Origin of the sequence: Myxococcus sp. MISCRS1, from assembly GCF_026626605.1 — a bacterium.
Taxonomy (GTDB): Bacteria; Myxococcota; Myxococcia; order Myxococcales; family Myxococcaceae; genus Myxococcus; species Myxococcus fulvus.
The window spans coordinates 3,411,654-3,428,769 of sequence record NZ_JAPNKB010000001.1 but is presented as its reverse complement, the minus strand read 5'-3'; the positions used below and the strand labels follow the sequence as shown (position 1 = coordinate 3,428,769).

Below are 17,116 nucleotides of genomic sequence, written 5' to 3'. Positions count from 1 at the left end.
CCCGGCACTTTATACGGCGCCCCAACGATGTGGCTGACACGCCCCTCCGGCCCGGGTTGCCGGAACCGTAGTGAACACACGGCCCTTGCGCCCTGTTTCCTTTTCCGTCCTACGCTCGCGGACGTGACTCACTCGGGACGTAACGCCCTGCGCGCCGCGAAGCGCGTGGTGGTGAAGATCGGCACCAACGCCCTCACGCACGCCACCGGCCGCTTCAACCGCGAGCACTTCGTGGCACTGGGGGAGGACCTGCTGTGGGCGGCCCAGGGCCGCGAGCTGGTGGTGGTGTCCAGCGGCGCCATCGCCCTGGGCATGGAGCGGCTGGGCCTGGGCTCGCGCCCTCGCGACATCCCGGGCAAGCAGGCGTGCGCCGCGGTGGGACAGAGCCGGCTGATGCAGGCGTACGAGGACGTCTTCGGCGCCCAGGGACAGGCGGTGGCCCAGGTGCTGCTCACCCACGAGGACATGCGGGACCGGCGGCGCTACCTCAACGTGAAGCACACCCTGGAGCGCCTGTTGTCCGCGTCCGTGGTGCCCGTCATCAACGAGAACGACACCGTCTCCGTGGACGAGCTGAAGTTCGGCGACAACGACACGCTGGCGGGCCTGGTGGCCGGCGTGGTGGAGGCCGACGCGCTGGTGCTGCTCTCCGACGTGGAGGGCCTGTTCACCGCGGACCCCCGCCGCGACGCGGGCGCGCGCCTGCTGGACACCGTGGAGGAGGTCACCTCCGACGTCCTCGCGCTCGCGGGGGGCACCTCCAGCGGCGTGGGCACCGGCGGCATGGCGACCAAGGTCCGCGCCGCCGCGAGCGCCGCCGAGCAGGGCATCCGGGGCGTCATCACCTCGGGCGCCTTGCCCGGCCGGCTGCGCGCCGTGCTGGAGGGTGAGCCCATGGGCACCCTCTTCGAGCCCACCGGCGCGCGCCGGGGCTCCCGCGCCGCGTGGATTGCCCATGCGCTGCGGCCCCTGGGCACACTCACCGTGGATGCCGGCGCGCGCGAGGCCATCGTCCACGGCAAGCGCAGCCTCCTGCCCAGCGGCGTGAAGCAGGTGACGGGCGACTTCGACCGGGGCGACCCGGTGGACCTGGCGGACGCGTCCGGCGAGGTGTTCGCGCGGGGGCTGGCGTCCTACGGCGCGGACGAGCTGCGGCGCATCGCCGGACGGCGCACGTCGGACATCGAGTCCGTGTTGGGGTACCGCTACCTGGATGAGGCCGTGCACCGCGACGACCTGGCGGTGCTGTAGCCGGCGTGGATCAGATGGAGCAGGAGGTGCCGCTCTTGCCGCCGTCGGTGCCCAGCTGCATGAGGGCTCGGAACTCGGGCGAGTCCACCTTCATCAGGAGCAGCGACACTTCCAGCTCGCCCGGCACGCGGCCGAGCTGCAGCTTGCGCTGCTGGCCGTGGAGCAGCGCCAGCTCCGAGTGGCCCTTGGCCTCCGGCAGCAGCAGGTCCAGCTGGAGGAGGAAGGACTCGCCCTCGGCGCGCGGCATCAGCACCAGTCGGTAGTCCGCCGTGGCGGCGCCCGGGCGACGGCGCTCGGCGCGCAGCGTGCGGCCCGTCTCTCCGAGCAGCTTGGGCTGGGCCACCAGCCGCCCGTCGCGCCAGACCTCCACGGCGAAATAGAGGGGCTCGGCTTCAGCGGAGGCAGGCATCATCCCGCAGAACAACCCCACCAGCAGTGCCAGCCCGGCGACCACGTCACGGAAGGTGCGGTTCATGGAGAGGTCCCTTCTGAAGCTGGCGCAGGAATATCCCAAGTCGCGCCCATAGTGCGAGCCCTCCTTGGCGGGTTCAACCTTCCCACCTGTGTTGCAACCATCACACAATTAATTACCTGCTTGCCTGTTCAGTCTTGGCTGGCTATCTGCCTGGACGCGTGCGGGCCGGGCCGTTGTTTTCCTCCTGTCACGTGCCCCTTCCTTGACCCCCTGGGGTCCGCCCGGCATCGTCGCCGACCTTCCCGAATGGACCGCACCGAACGCATCCTCGACCTCGTGGCCCTCTTGCTCGACGCGCGCGAGCCCATCTCCTGGGCCGAGCTGCGCGAGCACTTCCCCGCTGATTACGGAGGCTCGGACGACGCCGCCGAGCGCAAGTTCGAGCGCGACAAGGCGGAGCTGGTGGAGCTGGGCTTCCCGCTCACCTACGTCCAGGGAGACGACGAGCGCCGCGACGGCTACATCGTCGACCGCGACGCCTACTACCTCCCGGAGGCGGACCTCACCAAGGAGGAGCTGGCCGTGCTCTACGCCGCCGGCTCCGCCGCGCTCACGTCCGGCGCCTTCCCCGGCCGCGATGACCTGGCGCACGCCCTGCGCAAGATTGGCTTCTTCGCCGGCCAGTCGCTGCCCACGCCCAGGGTCCGCATGGAGCTGGGCGCGGTGCAGGAGGGACAGGAGAAGGAGATCTCCGCCCGCCTGGAGCAGCTCTGGGACGCGTGCGCCGCGCGCAAGTGGGTGGAGATTTCCTACGCCAGCCCCAAGCACCCCCACGCCACCCAGCGCCGCGTGGACCCGTATGGCCTGGCGCTCCGGCGCGGCGTGTGGACGCTGGTGGGCCACTGCCAGTTGCGCGGCGGCCTGCGCACCTTCCATGTCCACCGCGTGCGTGAGCTGAAGGTGAACACCGCGCGCCCGCGCACCCCGGACTTCCAGGTGCCGGAGGACTTCTCGCTCGACAACCACGTGGCGTACTTCCCGTGGCAGCACCGCTTCCACGAGCCGCAGGAGGTGGTGCTGCGGCTGTCGGGCGCGCTGGCCTCGCGCGCCTCGGGCCTGTTCCCCGGCGCCGTGCTGGAGCAGGTGGCCGAAGGGGGCATCACCCGGGCCCACCTCAAGGTGAGCTTCCTGGATGGCCTGGTGCGCTTCTGCCTGTCGCTGGGGGCGGACTGCGTGGTGGAGGGACCCGAGAGCGCCTGTGCCCGCCTGCGGGAGATGGCCGCGCGCGTGGCGAACCGCCACGCGGACGCGCAGGAAGACAAGGTGAGCGCATGAGCAACGTCCACGAGCGGCTCCGCCGCCTGCTGTTCCTCGTCCCCTACGTGTCCAAGAACCCCGGCGTCACGGTGGAGGCGCTCGCGCGCGCCCTCAACGTCAGCCGGGAGGACCTGCTGGAGGAGCTGGACCTGCTCACGTGCGTGGGCCGGCCGCCCTTCAACCCGGACGACTACATCGACATCTACGTGGACAACGACCGCGTCTACGTGGACCTGGACCAGCGCCTGTTCGCGCCGCCCCGGCTGACGGCCGGGGAGGCCGCGGCCCTGGCCGCCGCGGCGGAGCTGCTCCGGCCGGCCTCCGGGGACGCGCTGCAGAGCGCCCTGCAGAAGCTGGAGCGCGTGCTGCCGCCCCAGGTGCGCGAGCGCTACCGGGAGATGTACCGGAAGATCGACGCCTCCGCCGAGGCGCCCCAGGCCCTGGGGCCGCTCACCCGTGCGATTCTCGAGCGGCGAGAAGTCACCTTCGGATATGCCAGCCCCGGACGCCCCGCCGAGCCCCGCAGGGTGCGCCCGTACGAGCTGCTCAGTCACCGGGGGCAGTGGTATCTGCAGGGCTTCTGCCACACCCGGCAGGACGCCCGACTGTTCCGGCTGGACCGGATGGAGGACCTGGCCGTCACCGACACCCCCTTCCTCCCCCCGCCCGATGCCCGGGCGGATGTCCCCAATCCCGCCCGGAGCCGCTCCGAGGCGTCCGTCCGCGTGCGCTTCTCGCCCGTGGCGGCGCCCTACGTGAAGGAGCGCTTCGGCCAGGACGCCCGCCCGCTCGCTGACGGGGGCGTGGAGGTCCTGGTGGCCGGCGACAGCGAGCGCTGGCTCACGCAGTGGGTGCTGTCCTTCGGGGGCGAGGCGGAGGTGATGGAACCCGTCTCCGCGCGAGCCGCCGTTGCCCGAGCGGCGCGAGCCTCGATAGGATTGTAGAGCCCCATGCCTTTCCAGCTGACGATCTCCGAGGGAAAAGACGCCGGCAAGGAGTTCGTCTTCGACCAGGACTCCGTGCTCATCGGTCGTACGTCCGAATGCGACGTCGTGCTGTACGACCCAGGTGTCTCCCGCCGCCACTGCCGCCTGTTCCTCGACGGTGACGCCTACAGCGTCGAGGACCAGGGCAGCGCCAATGGCACCCTGCTCAATGGCACCTCCGTGCAGACGCAGGCCCTGGAGGACGGCGACAAGCTGACCCTGGGGCCGGTGACGTTCGTCTTCACGCTGATGACGGCCGACGCCGCCACCGGCGAGGAGGAGATACCCGCCGGCGCCGAGGACGGCGCGAACAGCACGCGCATCGTGTCCGTGGACGCGCTCAAGCGTCAGCGCAACAAGGGCGTGGCCCTGGCCCCCGAGGGCGCCGACGAGCAGTCCCTGGCGGAGATGCGCCAGGGCGCCACGCGCAACAACCTCCGGGCCCTGCGTCCGGCCGGCCAGAGTGGCGCGCGCGCCGCGCTGCCCGCGTCGGCGTCGGCGGAGGCCCCCGCGGCCATCGAGCGCGCCGCGTCCTCCGCCCCCGCGCGCGCCCGTCCCGGCACGGGGGCTTCAGCGCCCGTGCGCTCCAGGCCGACCTCCAACGCGGGCGCCGCCAGCGGCCTGTCCGCCGCCGAGCGCGCCCGCATCCGCCGCGAGTCGCCGGGCCTGGTCGCCAGCGCGAAGCTGTTCTGGGCGGACGCCACCAACATGGTGCGCGGCGGCATCATCGGCGGCGCCGTGGTGCTGGTGCTGGGCATCTTCGGCCTCCTGTACTGGCTGGTGCTCAGCGGCGTGGACACGGGCCCCGTGGGCGAGGAGCCCGCGATGCTCACCGGGCAGCCCATCCGCGACTCGTTCGGCCTGGGGCCGGACGTGACGTGGAACCGCCCGGACATGAAGATCTTCGAGTGGGAGTACACCGCCGCCACCCGCGCGGTGGTCATCCTCCACTACCAGGCGCAGGGCATCTCCAAGGACGAGGTGATGGTGAGCGTCAACGGCGTGGACGTGGGCAAGGTGCCCCCGGACACGCTGGCCAGCCAGGACCGCTCCCTGGAGCTGATGATTCCCGCCCAGCACCTGAAGAAGGGCGAGCCCAACCGCATCGTCTTCGACAACACGAAGAACCCGCCGGGTGAGGACCCCTGGCGCATCTGGAACGTGTGGGTGGAGCGCGCGCTCCTGCCGGACCTGCTCCCCGAGGAGCTGGTGCGCCAGGCCAGCGAGTCCTACAAGCGCGGCCGCAAGAACAGCGACACGCCGGACATCGGCGCGCGCAACCGCTACGAGGCCTGGAAGGGCTTCCGCGAGGCGTGGCTGATGCTGGAGGCCCACCCGGAGCCCAAGCCGGACCTCTACTACGAGGCCCGCGAGCGCATGCAGACCGCGCAGCAGGAGCTGGACCGCACCTGCGCCAAGCTCCTGCTCGAGGTGGAGAAGTACTACAACCAGGGCAACTACAAGGGCGCCGCCGCCACCCTGGACCACGTGAAGCAGTACTTCCCCGAGTACGACCAGCCGTGTGCCACGCGCGCCGAGAACAAGCGCGCCGAGTACGGGCTGTAGTCGTCGCGGGTTTTCGCCGGGATGCACCGTCCTGCACAGGACGGTGCATCACCCCGAGGGGCCGTCCGCGAGGCCCGTCGGGTTGCCGGCGCGAGGGGCCGTCCGCACCGTAAGGTCGCCATGCGCGACCTGGAGGTCATGAGCGAGAGGACGGGTGTCTCGGGTGAGGAGCCGCCCGAGGCCGGCTGTTCCCAGGGCCCCCTGCCGGAGCAGGCGCCCGTCTGGAGCCCTGGTGTCTCCAGCCTCCTGCTGGCGCGCTACTACCTGCCGCGCGGCCACTCGGTGGTCCGGGGCAACGCGTGCGAGCTGCTCCGCGACGGCGTGGAGGCCTATCCGGCGATGCTGGACGCCATCCGCCGGGCGCGGCGCTACATCCGCCTGGAGACGTACATGTTCATCACCGACGCCGTCGGTGAGCTGTTCGGCCAGGCGCTCGCGGAGGCGGCCGAGCGGGGCGTGCACGTGAAGGTGCTCTACGACGCGGTGGGCTCGTGGACCAGCCGCAAGTCGTACTTCGACACCCTGCGCCAGCGCGGCGTGGACATCCGCCCCTTCAAGCCCTTCAACCTGTCGCGCGGCTGGCGCCACCTGCTGCGCCGGGACCACCGGAAGATCCTCATCGTCGACGGGGAGGTGGCCTTCACCGGGGGCGTCAACATCTCCGCGCACTGGGCGCCGGCGGGGGAGGGCGGCGGCTGGCGCGATGACGTGCTGCGCATCGAAGGGCCTGCGGTGCACGCGCTGGAGCGCCGCTTCCTCGCCACGTGGCGGATGATGTTCCAGGACCGCTTCCACCGCTGGGCCACGGGCCTGGGGCGGCTGCGGCGCCGGCGGGGCGGGGGCGCGCGGGGCCAGGTGGGGCTGGCGGTGCTGTCCAGCCGCCGCAGCATCCACCGGGCGTACCTGCACGCCATCCAGCGCTCGCGCAAGAGCGTGCTCATCGCCGCGGCCTACTTCGTGCCGGACCGGCGGCTCGTCGCCGCGCTGCGCGACGCGGCCCGGCGGGGCGTGGAGGTGAGCCTCCTGCTCAACGCCCGCTCGGACCACCCCCTCCTCGAGTTCGTCACCCGCGCCTTCTACGAGAAGCTCCTGGGCGCGGGCGTGCGCATCTTCGAGTGGCAGCGCGGCGTGCTCCACGCCAAGACGGCCGTCGTGGACGGGGCCTGGGGTACCCTGGGCTCGTTCAACCTGGAGCGGCTGAGCCTGGCCTTCAACCACGAGGTCAACGCCGTCTTCGCCGACCCGCGCCTGGGCCGGCAACTGGAGGAGTCCTTCCGGACGGACTGTGGCGACTGCCGCGAGGTGACGCTGGCGGAGTTCCGCCGCCGGCCCCTGTGGCGCAAGCTGCTGGAGCGCGCCCTGTACGCCCTGCGCAAGGTGCTCTGAGGGCCCGCCCCGGGGTTGTCCTGGGGCTGCCCCGCCGTGACGCAAGAGGTGTCGCGGACGACATTCCCCCAGCGGGACGCATGGTTCCGATGAGCGGGGCTGGACCCTTGCTGGGTCAACCGTCCATCGCCGGATGCGTGTGCAGGAACCCTTTGCAACGCGTCAAAGGCGAGCCTAGAAGTCCCCACATCCTGCGCACGGAAGGGCACCGCACATGACCGACAGTTTCGGCACGAAGTCCAAGCTCCAGGTGGGCTCGGCCACCTATGACTACTTCAGCCTGAGCAAGCTGGCCAAGGCCCACCCGTCGGTGGACCGCCTGCCCTTCTCGCTGAAGGTGCTGCTGGAGAACCTGCTGCGCAACGAGGACGGGCGCGTCGTCAAGCGCGAGCACGTGGAGAAGATGCTCGCGTGGGACCCCAAGGCCACCCCGGACGTCGAGATCTCCTTCCACCCCGCGCGCGTGCTGCTGCAGGACTTCACCGGCGTCCCCGCCGTCGTGGACCTGGCCGCCATGCGTGAGGCGCTCGCCTCCATGGGCGGCGACCCGTCGAAGATCAACCCGCGCAACCCCGCCGACCTGGTCATCGACCACTCGGTGCAGATCGACTCCTTCGCGACGACGGCGGCCTTCAAGGAGAACGCGGAGCTGGAGTTCGAGCGCAACCGCGAGCGCTACGCCTTCCTGCGCTGGGGCCAGAGCGCGTTCAAGGGCTTTGGCGTCGTCCCGCCGGACATCGGCATCTGCCACCAGGTGAACCTGGAGTTCCTGGCGCAGGTGACGTTCCGCCAGGGCAGCACCGTGTACCCGGACACGCTGGTGGGCACCGACAGCCACACCACGATGATCAACGGCCTGGGCGTGGTGGGCTGGGGCGTGGGCGGCATCGAGGCGGAGGCCGCGCTGCTCGGCCAGCCGATTACCATGCTCATCCCCCAGGTGGTGGGCTTCAAGCTCACCGGCCAGCTGCCCGCGGGCGCCACGGCGACGGACCTGGTCCTCACCGTCACGCAGATGCTCCGCAAGAAGGGCGTGGTCGGCAAGTTCGTGGAGTTCTACGGCAGCGGCCTCAAGGGCCTGTCCCTGCCGGACCGCGCGACCATCGCCAACATGGCGCCCGAGTACGGCGCCACCATCGGCTTCTTCCCGGTGGACGAGGAGAGCCTCAACTACCTGCGCTTCACCGGCCGCCCCGAGGCCGTCGTGGCCCTCACGGAGGCGTACGCGAAGGAGCAGGGCCTGTGGCTCGCCGCCGACGCGAAGGACCCCGTCTTCAGCGACACGCTGGAGCTGGACCTGTCCACCGTGGTGCCCAGCCTCGCCGGCCCCAAGCGCCCGCAGGACCGCGTGCCCCTCAAGGACATGAAGTCCGGCTACGAGAAGTCGCTCGTGGAGATGCTCTCCGCCGGCAAGAGCAAGGGCGAGGATGACGAGGGCGGCGGCAAGGCCAAGGTGGCCCCCGCGGCCGAGGTCCCCGCGGAGCGGCTGGCCCAGAGCGTCATCGTGAAGCAGGGCCGCCAGAGCTACCAGCTGGGCCACGGCGCGGTGGTCATCGCGTCGATTACGTCCTGCACCAACACGTCCAACCCGGCGGTGCTGGTGGGCGCGGGCATCCTGGCCAAGAAGGCCGTGGAGCGGGGCCTCAACCCCAAGCCCTGGGTGAAGACCAGCCTGGCGCCGGGCAGCCGCGTCGTCACCGAGTACCTGCGTGACTCCGGCCTGCTGCCGTACCTGGAGGCCGTGGGCTTCCACGTGGTGGGCTACGGCTGCACCACCTGCATCGGCAACTCGGGTCCGCTGACGGAGCCCGTCGCCAACGCCGTCGTCGAGGGCGACCTCGTGGTGGCCGCGGTGCTCTCCGGCAACCGCAACTTCGAGGGCCGCATCAACCCGCACGTGCGCATGAACTACCTGGCGAGCCCCCCGCTCGTGGTGGCGTACGCGCTGGCGGGCGAGGTGGGGTTGGATTTGGACACGCAGCCCTTGGGCACGGACCCGAACGGCCGCGAGGTGTTCCTCAAGGACATCTGGCCCACCAACGACGAAATCAAGGCGGTCATCCGCGCGTCGGTGAAGCCCGAGCAGTTCCGCAGCCAGTACGCCAACGCCATGGAGGGCGACGCGCTCTGGCAGCAGCTGCCCGTGGGCAAGGGCTCCACGTTCCAGTGGGATGAGAAGTCCACCTACGTGCGCAAGCCGCCCTTCTTCGAGAACCTGCCGAAGGAGCCCAAGGCCACGCAGGACATCAAGGGCGCGCGCGTGCTGGCGCTCCTGGGTGACTCCGTGACGACGGACCACATCTCGCCCGCGGGCAACATCGCCAAGACGAGCCCGGCGGCCAAGTACCTCATGGCCGAGGGCGTGGAGCCCAAGGACTTCAACTCCTACGGCGCGCGCCGCGGCAACCACGAGGTGATGGTGCGCGGCACCTTCGCCAACATCCGCCTGAAGAACCTGCTGGTGCCCGGCGTGGAGGGTGGCGTCACCGTCCACATCCCCACCCGCGAGCGGATGAGCATCTACGACGCGTCCATGAAGTACCAGGCGGACGGCACGCCGCTGGTGGTGCTGGCCGGCGCCGAGTACGGCACGGGCTCCAGCCGTGACTGGGCCGCCAAGGGCACGCAGCTGCTCGGCGTGAAGGCCGTCATCGCCAAGAGCTTCGAGCGCATCCACCGCTCCAACCTCGTCGGCATGGGCGTGCTGCCCCTGCAGTTCGAGGCGGGCCAGGACGCGCAGTCGCTCGGCCTCACCGGCCACGAGACGTTCGAAATCACCGGAGTCGCGCAGGACCTGGCGCCGCAGAAGAAGCTCACCGTGAAGGCCACGGGCGAGGGCGGCGAGAAGAGCTTCACGGTGGTGTGCCGCATCGACACGCCCAACGAGCTCGACTACTACCGCCACGGCGGCATCCTGCAGTACGTGCTGCGCCAGCTGGCGAAGGCGTAGCGCGCCGCGAAGACGAAGACGAGACGGGCCCCGCTTTCCTCGGCGGGGTGCCGGCTCACACGACGGCCCGGAGTGCCCGCTGCGGCGCTCCGGGCCGTGGTGTCTTCAGAGCTGCTTCAGGCGCGCCCAGGCGGCGCGGTAGCGCGCCAGCCGGTCCAGGTCCTTCGCCGTCACCTGGGTGAGGCGGCGCACGTCCATGTTGTCCTCCAGGTCCGCCAGCTTCACCCGGCGCGCCAGCGGGTCCGGGCGCAGCCGCTCGATGAAGGCCTCGTAGGACTCCTCCTGGCGGCGGGTGAGGCCCTCCAGCGCGCGCAGGACGGGCTCCGCGTAGCCCTGCTCGCGCAGGCGCTCAATCGTCCAGGGCGTGTCCTCCACCACGTCGTGGAGGATGGCGACGGTGCGCTCCTCCTCCGTCTCCAGCTTCAGCATCAGCCGCAGCGGGTGCAGGATGTAGGGCTGTCCGGCCTTGTCCCGCTGCCCGCGGTGCGCCTCCACCGCGAGGGCAATCGCGTCTTCGAGCGTGCGCATTCCAGGTGTCCTCCGTGACGGGAGGCCCAGGATGTCGCCGCGGGAGGCCGGGGCGTCGCGCGTGGGTGGGCCCCCTCGCGCGGCGCGTCGTCAGTTGCAGTTGCCGGAGCCCGAGCCCGCGGTCCCCTGGGCGCAGTTGGTGCCGCCTCCACCGTTGTAGCTGAGCAGGCCCTCGAGCGCGAGCTGGGTGGGCGTCTGGGCACCGTCCGCGCGGCGGGGGCGCAGCGTCTCGGAGATGCAGATGGCGCCCACCAGCGCCACCTGGTCGTTGTCCCGCCGCCAGTCGACCGTCAGTGGCGCGAACTCGTCCTCGTTGTCGCGGATGTAGATGTAGACGTCGGGCTTGCCGTCGCCGTCCACGTCCGCGAAGAGCTCCGGGTGGTTGGAGCGCAGCGTCGGGTCGGCGGGGTTGGCCGGGTTCGGGTTGAAGCTGGAGCGCACCGGGTCATAGACGGCCGGCTGGGACAGGTAGGTGTTCCAGCTGGGGTAGTTGCGCCCGAAGTAGCTGCGCGCGAGCTGCAGGCCGCTGTCCGCGCAGCTCTGGCGCTGGCTGGCGCGGCTGCTGGCCACGGCGCGGATGCGCTCGCCGCCCGCGTACATCATCAGGCTGGCCACCAGGCCCAGCAGCACGGTGACGAGCAGGACCACCACCAGCAGCGTGGCCCCGCGAGGGGAGGGAGGGGTGCGCATGGGAATCCTCGGGCTCACAGGTTGGCGGCCGCCAGGTTGGGCAGCTCCATGCGACGGGTGAAGAGGCTGCGGTAGTAGCCGTCCGCGGCCACCGTGGGCGCCCGGACGTTGTTCTCCACGGTGACGGGCTTGTCGTCCGCCAGCACCGCGGAGCTCTGGCTGTTGCGGCGCGGGTTGCGGCCGGTGGCCACCACGCTGATGCGCAGCGTGCGCAGCCCCGACTGATGGTCGGCGCCCTGGCCGTGCCTCCAGGTGTACTGCGCCGGGTCATCCATGCCCGTGGTGTCGAACCCGAAGGCCACCTGGAAGTCCTCCACGTTCTCCTGCACGACGAAGGGCGTCGCCCCGGCCATGTCGGAGAAGGGGCGGCCCAGCGCGTCCGCCACCAGCCGGCCCTCGGTGCGCAGGAGCGACGGGCGCCTGGAGACCGGATGCGGGCCGATGAAGAAGTGCACCAGCCGCACCGGGTACACCAAATCCCCCTTCTGGAAGCCGCCCTTCTCCGGGGCGTTGGAGAAGCCCGGCGTGCCGGACTCGGCGTAGTTCACCCGGCCCGGCACGCCCGGCGTGGACGGGACGATGTTCAGCTCGGAGATGAGCGCCGCGGAGGTCATGTTGCTGACCAGGTGGAGCTGCGGGGCCTTGAGGCTCTGGGTGCAGTTGACCTCGAGCTCGCCGGTGCCGGGGCGCACCACGGACACGGCGGCGCCCGGGGTGACGCAGGGCTCGCCCAGGTAGTCGCGGTCCGGCACGACCAGCCACAGGTCGTCGCTGCCGTCGGCCGTGGTGACGTTGCCGGAGGTGCCCGCGCCGGTGGTGCCGTCGCGTCCGAAGAAGGCGCTGGTGCGCACCGGGACGCCGTTGCGGCGCACCCAGATGCCGTTGGGCGCGCCCGCGCCCGCCTGGCGCACCAGGCTCATGATGGCCTCGCCCGCCAGGCGCGCCGAGTCGTGGCTGTCCGTCGTGTGCTCCGTGTTGTGGACCACGCGGCTGCCGGCCACCATCAGCGCCGCGGCGGCCGCGATGATGATGCTGGTGAGCGCCAGCGCCACCATCGTCTCCAGCAGCGTCATGCCTCGCGTCTTCATTGGACGAACACCTCGCTGTGCGCCTGCGCGCGGGCGGCCGTGTCGCCCTTGCGCACGATGCGGGCCCAGACCGTCACCGGCTGGGCGCCCGGGGGGAGGACTCCGGGGACGGCGGGCTCCCTGGGCAGCCCCTTCGTCACCAGCATCTCCCGGCAGTACGTGCCGTCCGGCAGCGCGGGGGCGTTGCACGGCGTGCCGGCGGGGATGCCCGCCAGGGGCTCCACCGTGCCGTCGGCGGACAGCTTGAAGTAGGCGCCGGAGGAGGGGTCCCCCGGCACGTGCGTGCTCACGTCCGCCTTCCACGGCGCCGCGCCCGGGGCCAGCTCCGTGGGGAAGGTGGCGGGGCGCTCCACCGCGTCGACGATGAGCTTCGACTTCGAGGCCAGCCGCAGCCGCTGCATGCTGGCGTCGAGCATCATCCGCTTGGCCTGCAAGAGCTGCCCGTCATGGACGTCGCGGGAGGCGAACACCATGCCTCCCACCGCGCCCGCGGCGGCCAGGGCCAGCACGCCCATGGACACGAGCACCTCGACGAGACTTGCACCGCGGCGCGCGGCGAGACGTTGCGAGCTCATTCGAAGAACCTCTGGCTCCAGTTGAGCAGCCGGAAGACGAAGCCGTTCTGGCCGTTGACGCGCATCTGCTCCTTCGCCTCGGGGGTGTTCGCCCCCGCCGGGTCGTTCACCGTGTGGCGGGCAATCTTGCTCACGCCCAGGCCGATGACGTGGCTCTGGGACGACGCGCCGCTGCCCTGCTGGAACACCGCCACGCCGCCGAAGTTGGCCACCGTCATGGAGGACAGGCTGCTGACGGCCCCCGTCCCCGACGTCGCCGTGTTGCCCAGGTCCAGCGCCCACGTCTTGCCGCTGATGTTGCCCTCGACGGACATCAGGTCGGAGCCGATCTTCCCGTTCGCGGTGGAGAAGTACGCGGTGCGCCCCGCGACGGTGATGGTGCCGTACACGTGCTGCGGAGCGCCGAACGTCAGCGGGAAGGGCGTGGGCTCCTGGAGGATGCCCTGCTGGGTGGCCAGCCCCTTGGCTTCCGAGGCGCTGATGTTGGTGCCGTCCAGCTTGAGGCCCGCGGTGCCCAGCGGCAGCCGGCGCGAGGTGCCCAGCAGCGCCAGGTGCAGCTGGCCCGCGTCGTCGGCCGGCACCCAGTCCACGCCGCCCGTGCCCACCAGGGCCACCAGCTCGCCCTCGTAGTTCTTCAGGGCGCTGCCCGCGGTGATGTTCTGGGGCAGGCGCGCCAGCGCCACGTTGGTGGAGAGCGGCCGGCGGTCACCGGTGACGGACTGCGCGTCCAGCCCGGTGAACTTGCACGGCGTGGCGCACGGCGGGTTGGCGCGCGCCACGTTGACGTTCTGCCCGGTGGCGCCGTCCAGCTCCCACAGCTTGCCCTCCATGTCGCCGGTGTACACGCGCGCCGCGCCGCCGGTGTCCGTCAGGACGGTGGGCGCGTGGGGCGGCGTGTTGTCCACCCAGGCCTGGGTGTAGCCGCGCTCCCATTGCCACAGCTTCTGGCCGGTGGCGATGTCGATGGCGAACACCTGCATGCCGAAGGTGGGGGAGCCCTGCGCGCCGGAGCTGCTGGCGCCGACGAAGACGGTGTACGTGGGCTCCAGGCCCTGGCGCACCACGCCCACCGACAGGCCCCGGGTGCCGCCCATCTCCGTGTAGTTGTAGAGGCCCGTCGGGTGGCGGCCCGGGTCGTCCAGGGGCGCCATGACGAAGTGGGCCGTCTCCTCGCGCCACTTCCACGCCCACTGGGTGCCGCCCGTGTCTCGGTCCGCCAGCTCCACCGGCGCGTGCGGAGGGAAGCTGCCCGCCTGGAAGTGGCTGCCCACCAGGTGCCACAGCAGCACGGGCCTGAGCGGGTTTGTGATGTCGAGCGCGAACAGGTCCCGCCCCTTCTGGCCCGCGTTGGCCACCAGCACCGTGTGCCACTCGCGCTTGCCGCTGCCCACGAAGTCCGCGAAGACGTCCAGCACCACCGGCGCGCTGTTGACGGCGGCCGCGTTGCTGCGCAGCCACGGCAGCTGGGTGGCGGGCAGGAAGCTCCACAGCTCCGTGCCCGGCGGGGGCGTGGAGCCGCTCTGGAAGCTGGCGCTCCAGTTCTTGGGGAAGGCCGTGTCCGCGGGGCTGACGTTGGGGAAGGACAGGTTCTCCGCGGGGCCCGCGTAGCGCGCGCCGCCGGACACGTAGAAGGCGTGGAGCTGACCGTCCAGGCCCGCGGCGTAGGCCACGGTGGGCCGGGGCGCGACCTTGTCCGGGATGTACCCGCTGGGCTTCACCACCGCGGGCGAGGAGTGCACGAAGCCGCCCAGGCGCGCGCGGTTCTCCGCGTCCTCGTTGTTGCACTGGCTGTCGGAGGGCTCGAGCACGGGGCTGCCCGAGCCGTCGTTGCCGGTGGAGGTGGCGTAGCAGAAGCCGCGCACGCGCTGGAGCATCTGCGCCACCGCGTTGAAGTCGTTGGCCAGCTTCGCCTTGTTGATGGCGGCGGTGCTCTGGCCGAAGTCGGTGCCCGCGAGCTGCTCGGTGAACTGCACCGCCTGCTGCAAATCACACACGCCGTCGCCGGTGGGCGTGGTGACGAAGTCGAAGCGCGAGGTGTCGTCGGGGTTCTTGACCTCGCCCAGCTTGAGCACGTCCACGCAGTGGGGGTTGGGGCCCGAGCCGTAGTTGGCGTTGATGGCGGTGCCGGCCACGTTCTGCGGCTTCCAGCCCACCTGGAGCACACCGCGCGGCGCGCGCAGGCCGGTGCCCAGGGACGGGTTCTCCTTCACCTGGCCACCGAAGTAGGTGAACAGGTTGCGCTCGCGCGGGTGGGGCATGACGGTGTCCGCGTCCCACAGGGTGGCCTCGTCCAGCGCGCTCTCGCCGGTGGCGAGCGCGTTGCCGCCGATGAGCGAGTGGGCGCGCAGGTGGCCCGGGTAGTAGGGGAACACCCAGTGGGAGCCCTGCGTCGGCAGGAACGTGTCCGCGCCGGGCGGGTAGCCCCTCACCGCGTCGTACGTGGCCGCCATCACCAGCGCGCGCGAGCCGTCGCCGTCACTGCCGTTGGGGTCCTCGAAGGCCACGGGCGCGGACAGGGCGCGCTCGTTGCTCAAGGGCTCCGAGCCCAGGTTGAGCAGCGTGTTGAGCACGATGCGCGTGCCGGGGACGCTCGCCTTGAAGTCGTGGCCGGCGAGGTAGACGACGGTCGCCTTCTTCGGGTCGTTGTCCTTCTGGTTGAAGGTGAAGAAGTCGTGACCGCGCCGGGCGTCCTGGCCGACGTGGGTGGCGTTGTCGTAGACGTGCTCGTCCTTGTGGCCGTACCAGCTCACCGCGAGCCGCCGCACGCCGTCCTTGTACGTCGCGCGGTAGTTCTCCGTGTGGCCCACCACGTTGTTGAAGCGGAAGTCGCCCATCTGGGAGAACGGGTCCCCGGCGTTGGGGTAGATGACGCACTGGCCGCGGTTGCGCTCCGCCTGCGCCATGTAGTCCGGGTCCGTGCAGTTGCGGCCGTCCCAGCTCCTGCCGCCGCTGAGCTGGTTGATTTGAAAGCCGGACTCGGCCTGGAAGCGCGAGGAGAGCACGGGCGTGCGGTCCGGCTTGAGCGTCGCCTCGTAGGACCAGATGCTGGCGCACTCGGCGAACAGGCCGTTGCCGCGCTGGTTGGTGAAGTACTCCACGTTGTTGAGGGCGTTCTCGCGCTGGGTGGTGGCGCCGTCGCCGTTGGGCACGTACTCGCGGCGGGTGATGTTCCCGATTTCCCAGTGGGGCGCCCAGAACACCTTGTAGCGGGGCTTCTTGGTGACGGGGTCCACCGCGTTGAGCAGGCCGTTCTTGAAGGTCGCGGTGGAGACCAGGTCCGCGTTGGCGTGGAGCGCGTCGTAGATGAGGCCGGGCTTCTTGCCGTTGAGCGTGCAGCCGGACGTCGTGCCCTCGGGGCAGCCGCCCGCGCCCGGGAAGTCCAGGCCGGCGTTGCGCAGGTAGTCGTCCAGCATGCCGCCCTTCACCAGCGGGTCGCCGGCGCTGTTGAAGCCGTCCGACAAATCCAGCAGGGCGATCTTGGGCGGGACGCGGTTGATGCGGCGGGCCACCGGCGCGGTGAACTCGATGGTGGCCTGGTGCATGCGCACGTGGTGGCAGCCGCTGTTGTTGGTGAAGGTGGCGCAGCCCCGGGCGCAGGTGGTGCGGAACTTCTCCGGGGACAAATCACCGGAGCCCGAGCGGATGAAGTCGATGGCGTTCTTCGCGTCCTCGGCGGCGATGATGAAGGCGCCGCCCGAGTAGCGCGCGGTGGTGAAGCGCGGGTTGGCGACGGTGTGGTTCAGCGTCACCGCCGTGAAGTAGGGCCGGGCCTGGGTCGCGGTGGTGGTGAAGTTCTCGATGGCGGCGTTGGGATAGACGCCGCTCGCGGGGAAGGGGACCCCGTAGTTCACCGGCACCACGGGCTGCTCGTTCTCCTTGGTGTTGGTGATGGTGAAGTCGCAGCCGTCGTTCCACCGGTCGTCATTGGCGGGCGCCGGCGCGGTGTGACGGTTGGTGGGCACGCACCGGTTGGGGGACGTCTTCTGGTCGTTGATGGCCAGATACACCGTCACCGGGTTGTTGGCGTTGAAGCCGCCCGGCTGGTTCGCCTGGAGGATTCGCCACACCAGGCCGTACGCGGACAGCGAGCCGCAGCCCTGCTGGAAGGTCGCGTTCTCGGGGATGATGAGCGAGCCGCGACTGAAGGTGACGAGGTCCGCCGCGGACGCGGGGAGCGCCAGCAGGACGCACATCGCGAGCAGCGCGCGACGCAGCAGCGAGGAGGGGGGCCGAGGGCTCATGGGGTGCTCCCACCGGGGGGGGGTGAGCCGACCCGGGACAGGGTCAGCCTGGCCACCCGACTGCACACCCTGTGCCCGTCTCCGACGCCCGCTTGCTCCCAGTGGAGTGCTGGAAACTTCTCC

The 17,116-nt window shown here is 71.1% G+C and carries 12 protein-coding genes; 6 read left to right on the top strand and 6 right to left on the bottom strand.

What is annotated here, in order from left to right; translation table 11 throughout:
• The first annotated feature begins 123 nt into the window (after positions 1–123).
• The gene (gene proB, locus OWM54_RS13195; protein WP_223746389.1) at positions 124–1,251 is read left to right on the top strand and encodes a glutamate 5-kinase; all 1,128 of its coding nucleotides are present in this window, start codon (positions 124–126) and stop codon (positions 1,249–1,251) included.
• A 10-nt stretch (positions 1,252–1,261) separates the two neighbouring features.
• Here proB and OWM54_RS13190 read toward each other — a convergent pair whose 3' ends face one another.
• The gene (locus OWM54_RS13190) at positions 1,262–1,726 is read right to left on the bottom strand and encodes a hypothetical protein (RefSeq protein WP_141332142.1); all 465 of its coding nucleotides are present in this window, start codon (positions 1,724–1,726) and stop codon (positions 1,262–1,264) included.
• Positions 1,727–1,972: 246 nt separating this feature from the next.
• Between OWM54_RS13190 and OWM54_RS13185 the strand changes: the two genes are divergently transcribed.
• The 5 genes from OWM54_RS13185 (at position 1,973) to acnA (ending at position 9,871) form a co-directional block, all read left to right on the top strand.
• The gene (locus tag OWM54_RS13185; protein ID WP_223746390.1) at positions 1,973–3,001 is read left to right on the top strand and encodes a helix-turn-helix transcriptional regulator; all 1,029 of its coding nucleotides are present in this window, start codon (positions 1,973–1,975) and stop codon (positions 2,999–3,001) included.
• Complete coding sequence (locus tag OWM54_RS13180; RefSeq protein ID WP_141332140.1) at positions 2,998–3,927, top strand: helix-turn-helix transcriptional regulator; 930 nt, start codon at positions 2,998–3,000, stop codon at positions 3,925–3,927. The genes OWM54_RS13185 and OWM54_RS13180 overlap by 4 nt, the downstream gene beginning before the upstream one ends.
• Before the next feature lie 6 nt (positions 3,928–3,933).
• On the top strand, positions 3,934–5,535 hold the full coding sequence (locus OWM54_RS13175) for an FHA domain-containing protein (protein WP_223746391.1): 1,602 nt from the start codon (positions 3,934–3,936) through the stop codon (positions 5,533–5,535).
• A 138-nt stretch (positions 5,536–5,673) separates the two neighbouring features.
• The gene (locus OWM54_RS13170; protein WP_370640318.1) at positions 5,674–6,921 is read left to right on the top strand and encodes a phospholipase D-like domain-containing protein; all 1,248 of its coding nucleotides are present in this window, start codon (positions 5,674–5,676) and stop codon (positions 6,919–6,921) included.
• 214 nt (positions 6,922–7,135) lie between these two features.
• Positions 7,136–9,871, top strand: coding sequence for an aconitate hydratase AcnA (gene acnA, locus OWM54_RS13165; RefSeq protein ID WP_267697736.1), 2,736 nt, complete (start codon positions 7,136–7,138; stop codon positions 9,869–9,871).
• Positions 9,872–9,976: 105 nt separating this feature from the next.
• Here the strand turns inward: acnA and OWM54_RS13160 are convergent, their stop codons facing one another.
• The 5 genes from OWM54_RS13160 to OWM54_RS13140 form a co-directional block, all read right to left on the bottom strand.
• On the bottom strand, positions 9,977–10,399 hold the full coding sequence (locus tag OWM54_RS13160; protein WP_141325897.1) for an HD domain-containing protein: 423 nt from the start codon (positions 10,397–10,399) through the stop codon (positions 9,977–9,979).
• A gap of 90 nt (positions 10,400–10,489) precedes the next feature.
• A complete protein-coding gene (locus OWM54_RS13155; RefSeq protein WP_223746394.1) occupies positions 10,490–11,089 on the bottom strand; it encodes a hypothetical protein in 600 nt (199 codons plus the stop codon).
• 14 nt (positions 11,090–11,103) lie between these two features.
• Complete coding sequence (locus tag OWM54_RS13150) at positions 11,104–12,177, bottom strand: PilW family protein (RefSeq protein WP_223746395.1); 1,074 nt, start codon at positions 12,175–12,177, stop codon at positions 11,104–11,106.
• On the bottom strand, positions 12,174–12,752 hold the full coding sequence (locus OWM54_RS13145) for a type II secretion system protein (RefSeq protein ID WP_267697735.1): 579 nt from the start codon (positions 12,750–12,752) through the stop codon (positions 12,174–12,176). Before OWM54_RS13145 ends, OWM54_RS13150 begins: the two co-directional genes overlap by 4 nt.
• Positions 12,749–16,993, bottom strand: a complete 4,245-nt coding sequence (locus OWM54_RS13140) for a hypothetical protein (RefSeq protein WP_267697734.1) — start codon at positions 16,991–16,993, stop codon at positions 12,749–12,751. The genes OWM54_RS13145 and OWM54_RS13140 overlap by 4 nt, the downstream gene beginning before the upstream one ends.
• Between the last annotated feature and the right edge of the window lie 123 nt (positions 16,994–17,116).

What these genes read in the sequence shown, in the direction of transcription:
- OWM54_RS13190 (WP_141332142.1), bottom strand. Translation starts at nt 1,726, where the DNA reads ATGAACCGCACCTTCCGTGACGTGGTCGCCGGGCTGGCACTGCTGGTG.
- OWM54_RS13185 (WP_223746390.1), top strand. Translation starts at nt 1,973, where the DNA reads ATGGACCGCACCGAACGCATCCTCGACCTCGTGGCCCTCTTGCTCGAC.
- OWM54_RS13180 (WP_141332140.1), top strand. Translation starts at nt 2,998, where the DNA reads ATGAGCAACGTCCACGAGCGGCTCCGCCGCCTGCTGTTCCTCGTCCCC.
- OWM54_RS13175 (WP_223746391.1), top strand. Translation starts at nt 3,934, where the DNA reads ATGCCTTTCCAGCTGACGATCTCCGAGGGAAAAGACGCCGGCAAGGAG.
- OWM54_RS13170 (WP_370640318.1), top strand. Translation starts at nt 5,674, where the DNA reads ATGAGCGAGAGGACGGGTGTCTCGGGTGAGGAGCCGCCCGAGGCCGGC.
- acnA (WP_267697736.1), top strand. Translation starts at nt 7,136, where the DNA reads ATGACCGACAGTTTCGGCACGAAGTCCAAGCTCCAGGTGGGCTCGGCC.
- OWM54_RS13160 (WP_141325897.1), bottom strand. Translation starts at nt 10,399, where the DNA reads ATGCGCACGCTCGAAGACGCGATTGCCCTCGCGGTGGAGGCGCACCGC.
- OWM54_RS13155 (WP_223746394.1), bottom strand. Translation starts at nt 11,089, where the DNA reads ATGCGCACCCCTCCCTCCCCTCGCGGGGCCACGCTGCTGGTGGTGGTC.
- OWM54_RS13150 (WP_223746395.1), bottom strand. Translation starts at nt 12,177, where the DNA reads ATGAAGACGCGAGGCATGACGCTGCTGGAGACGATGGTGGCGCTGGCG.
- OWM54_RS13145 (WP_267697735.1), bottom strand. Translation starts at nt 12,752, where the DNA reads ATGAGCTCGCAACGTCTCGCCGCGCGCCGCGGTGCAAGTCTCGTCGAG.
- OWM54_RS13140 (WP_267697734.1), bottom strand. Translation starts at nt 16,993, where the DNA reads ATGAGCCCTCGGCCCCCCTCCTCGCTGCTGCGTCGCGCGCTGCTCGCG.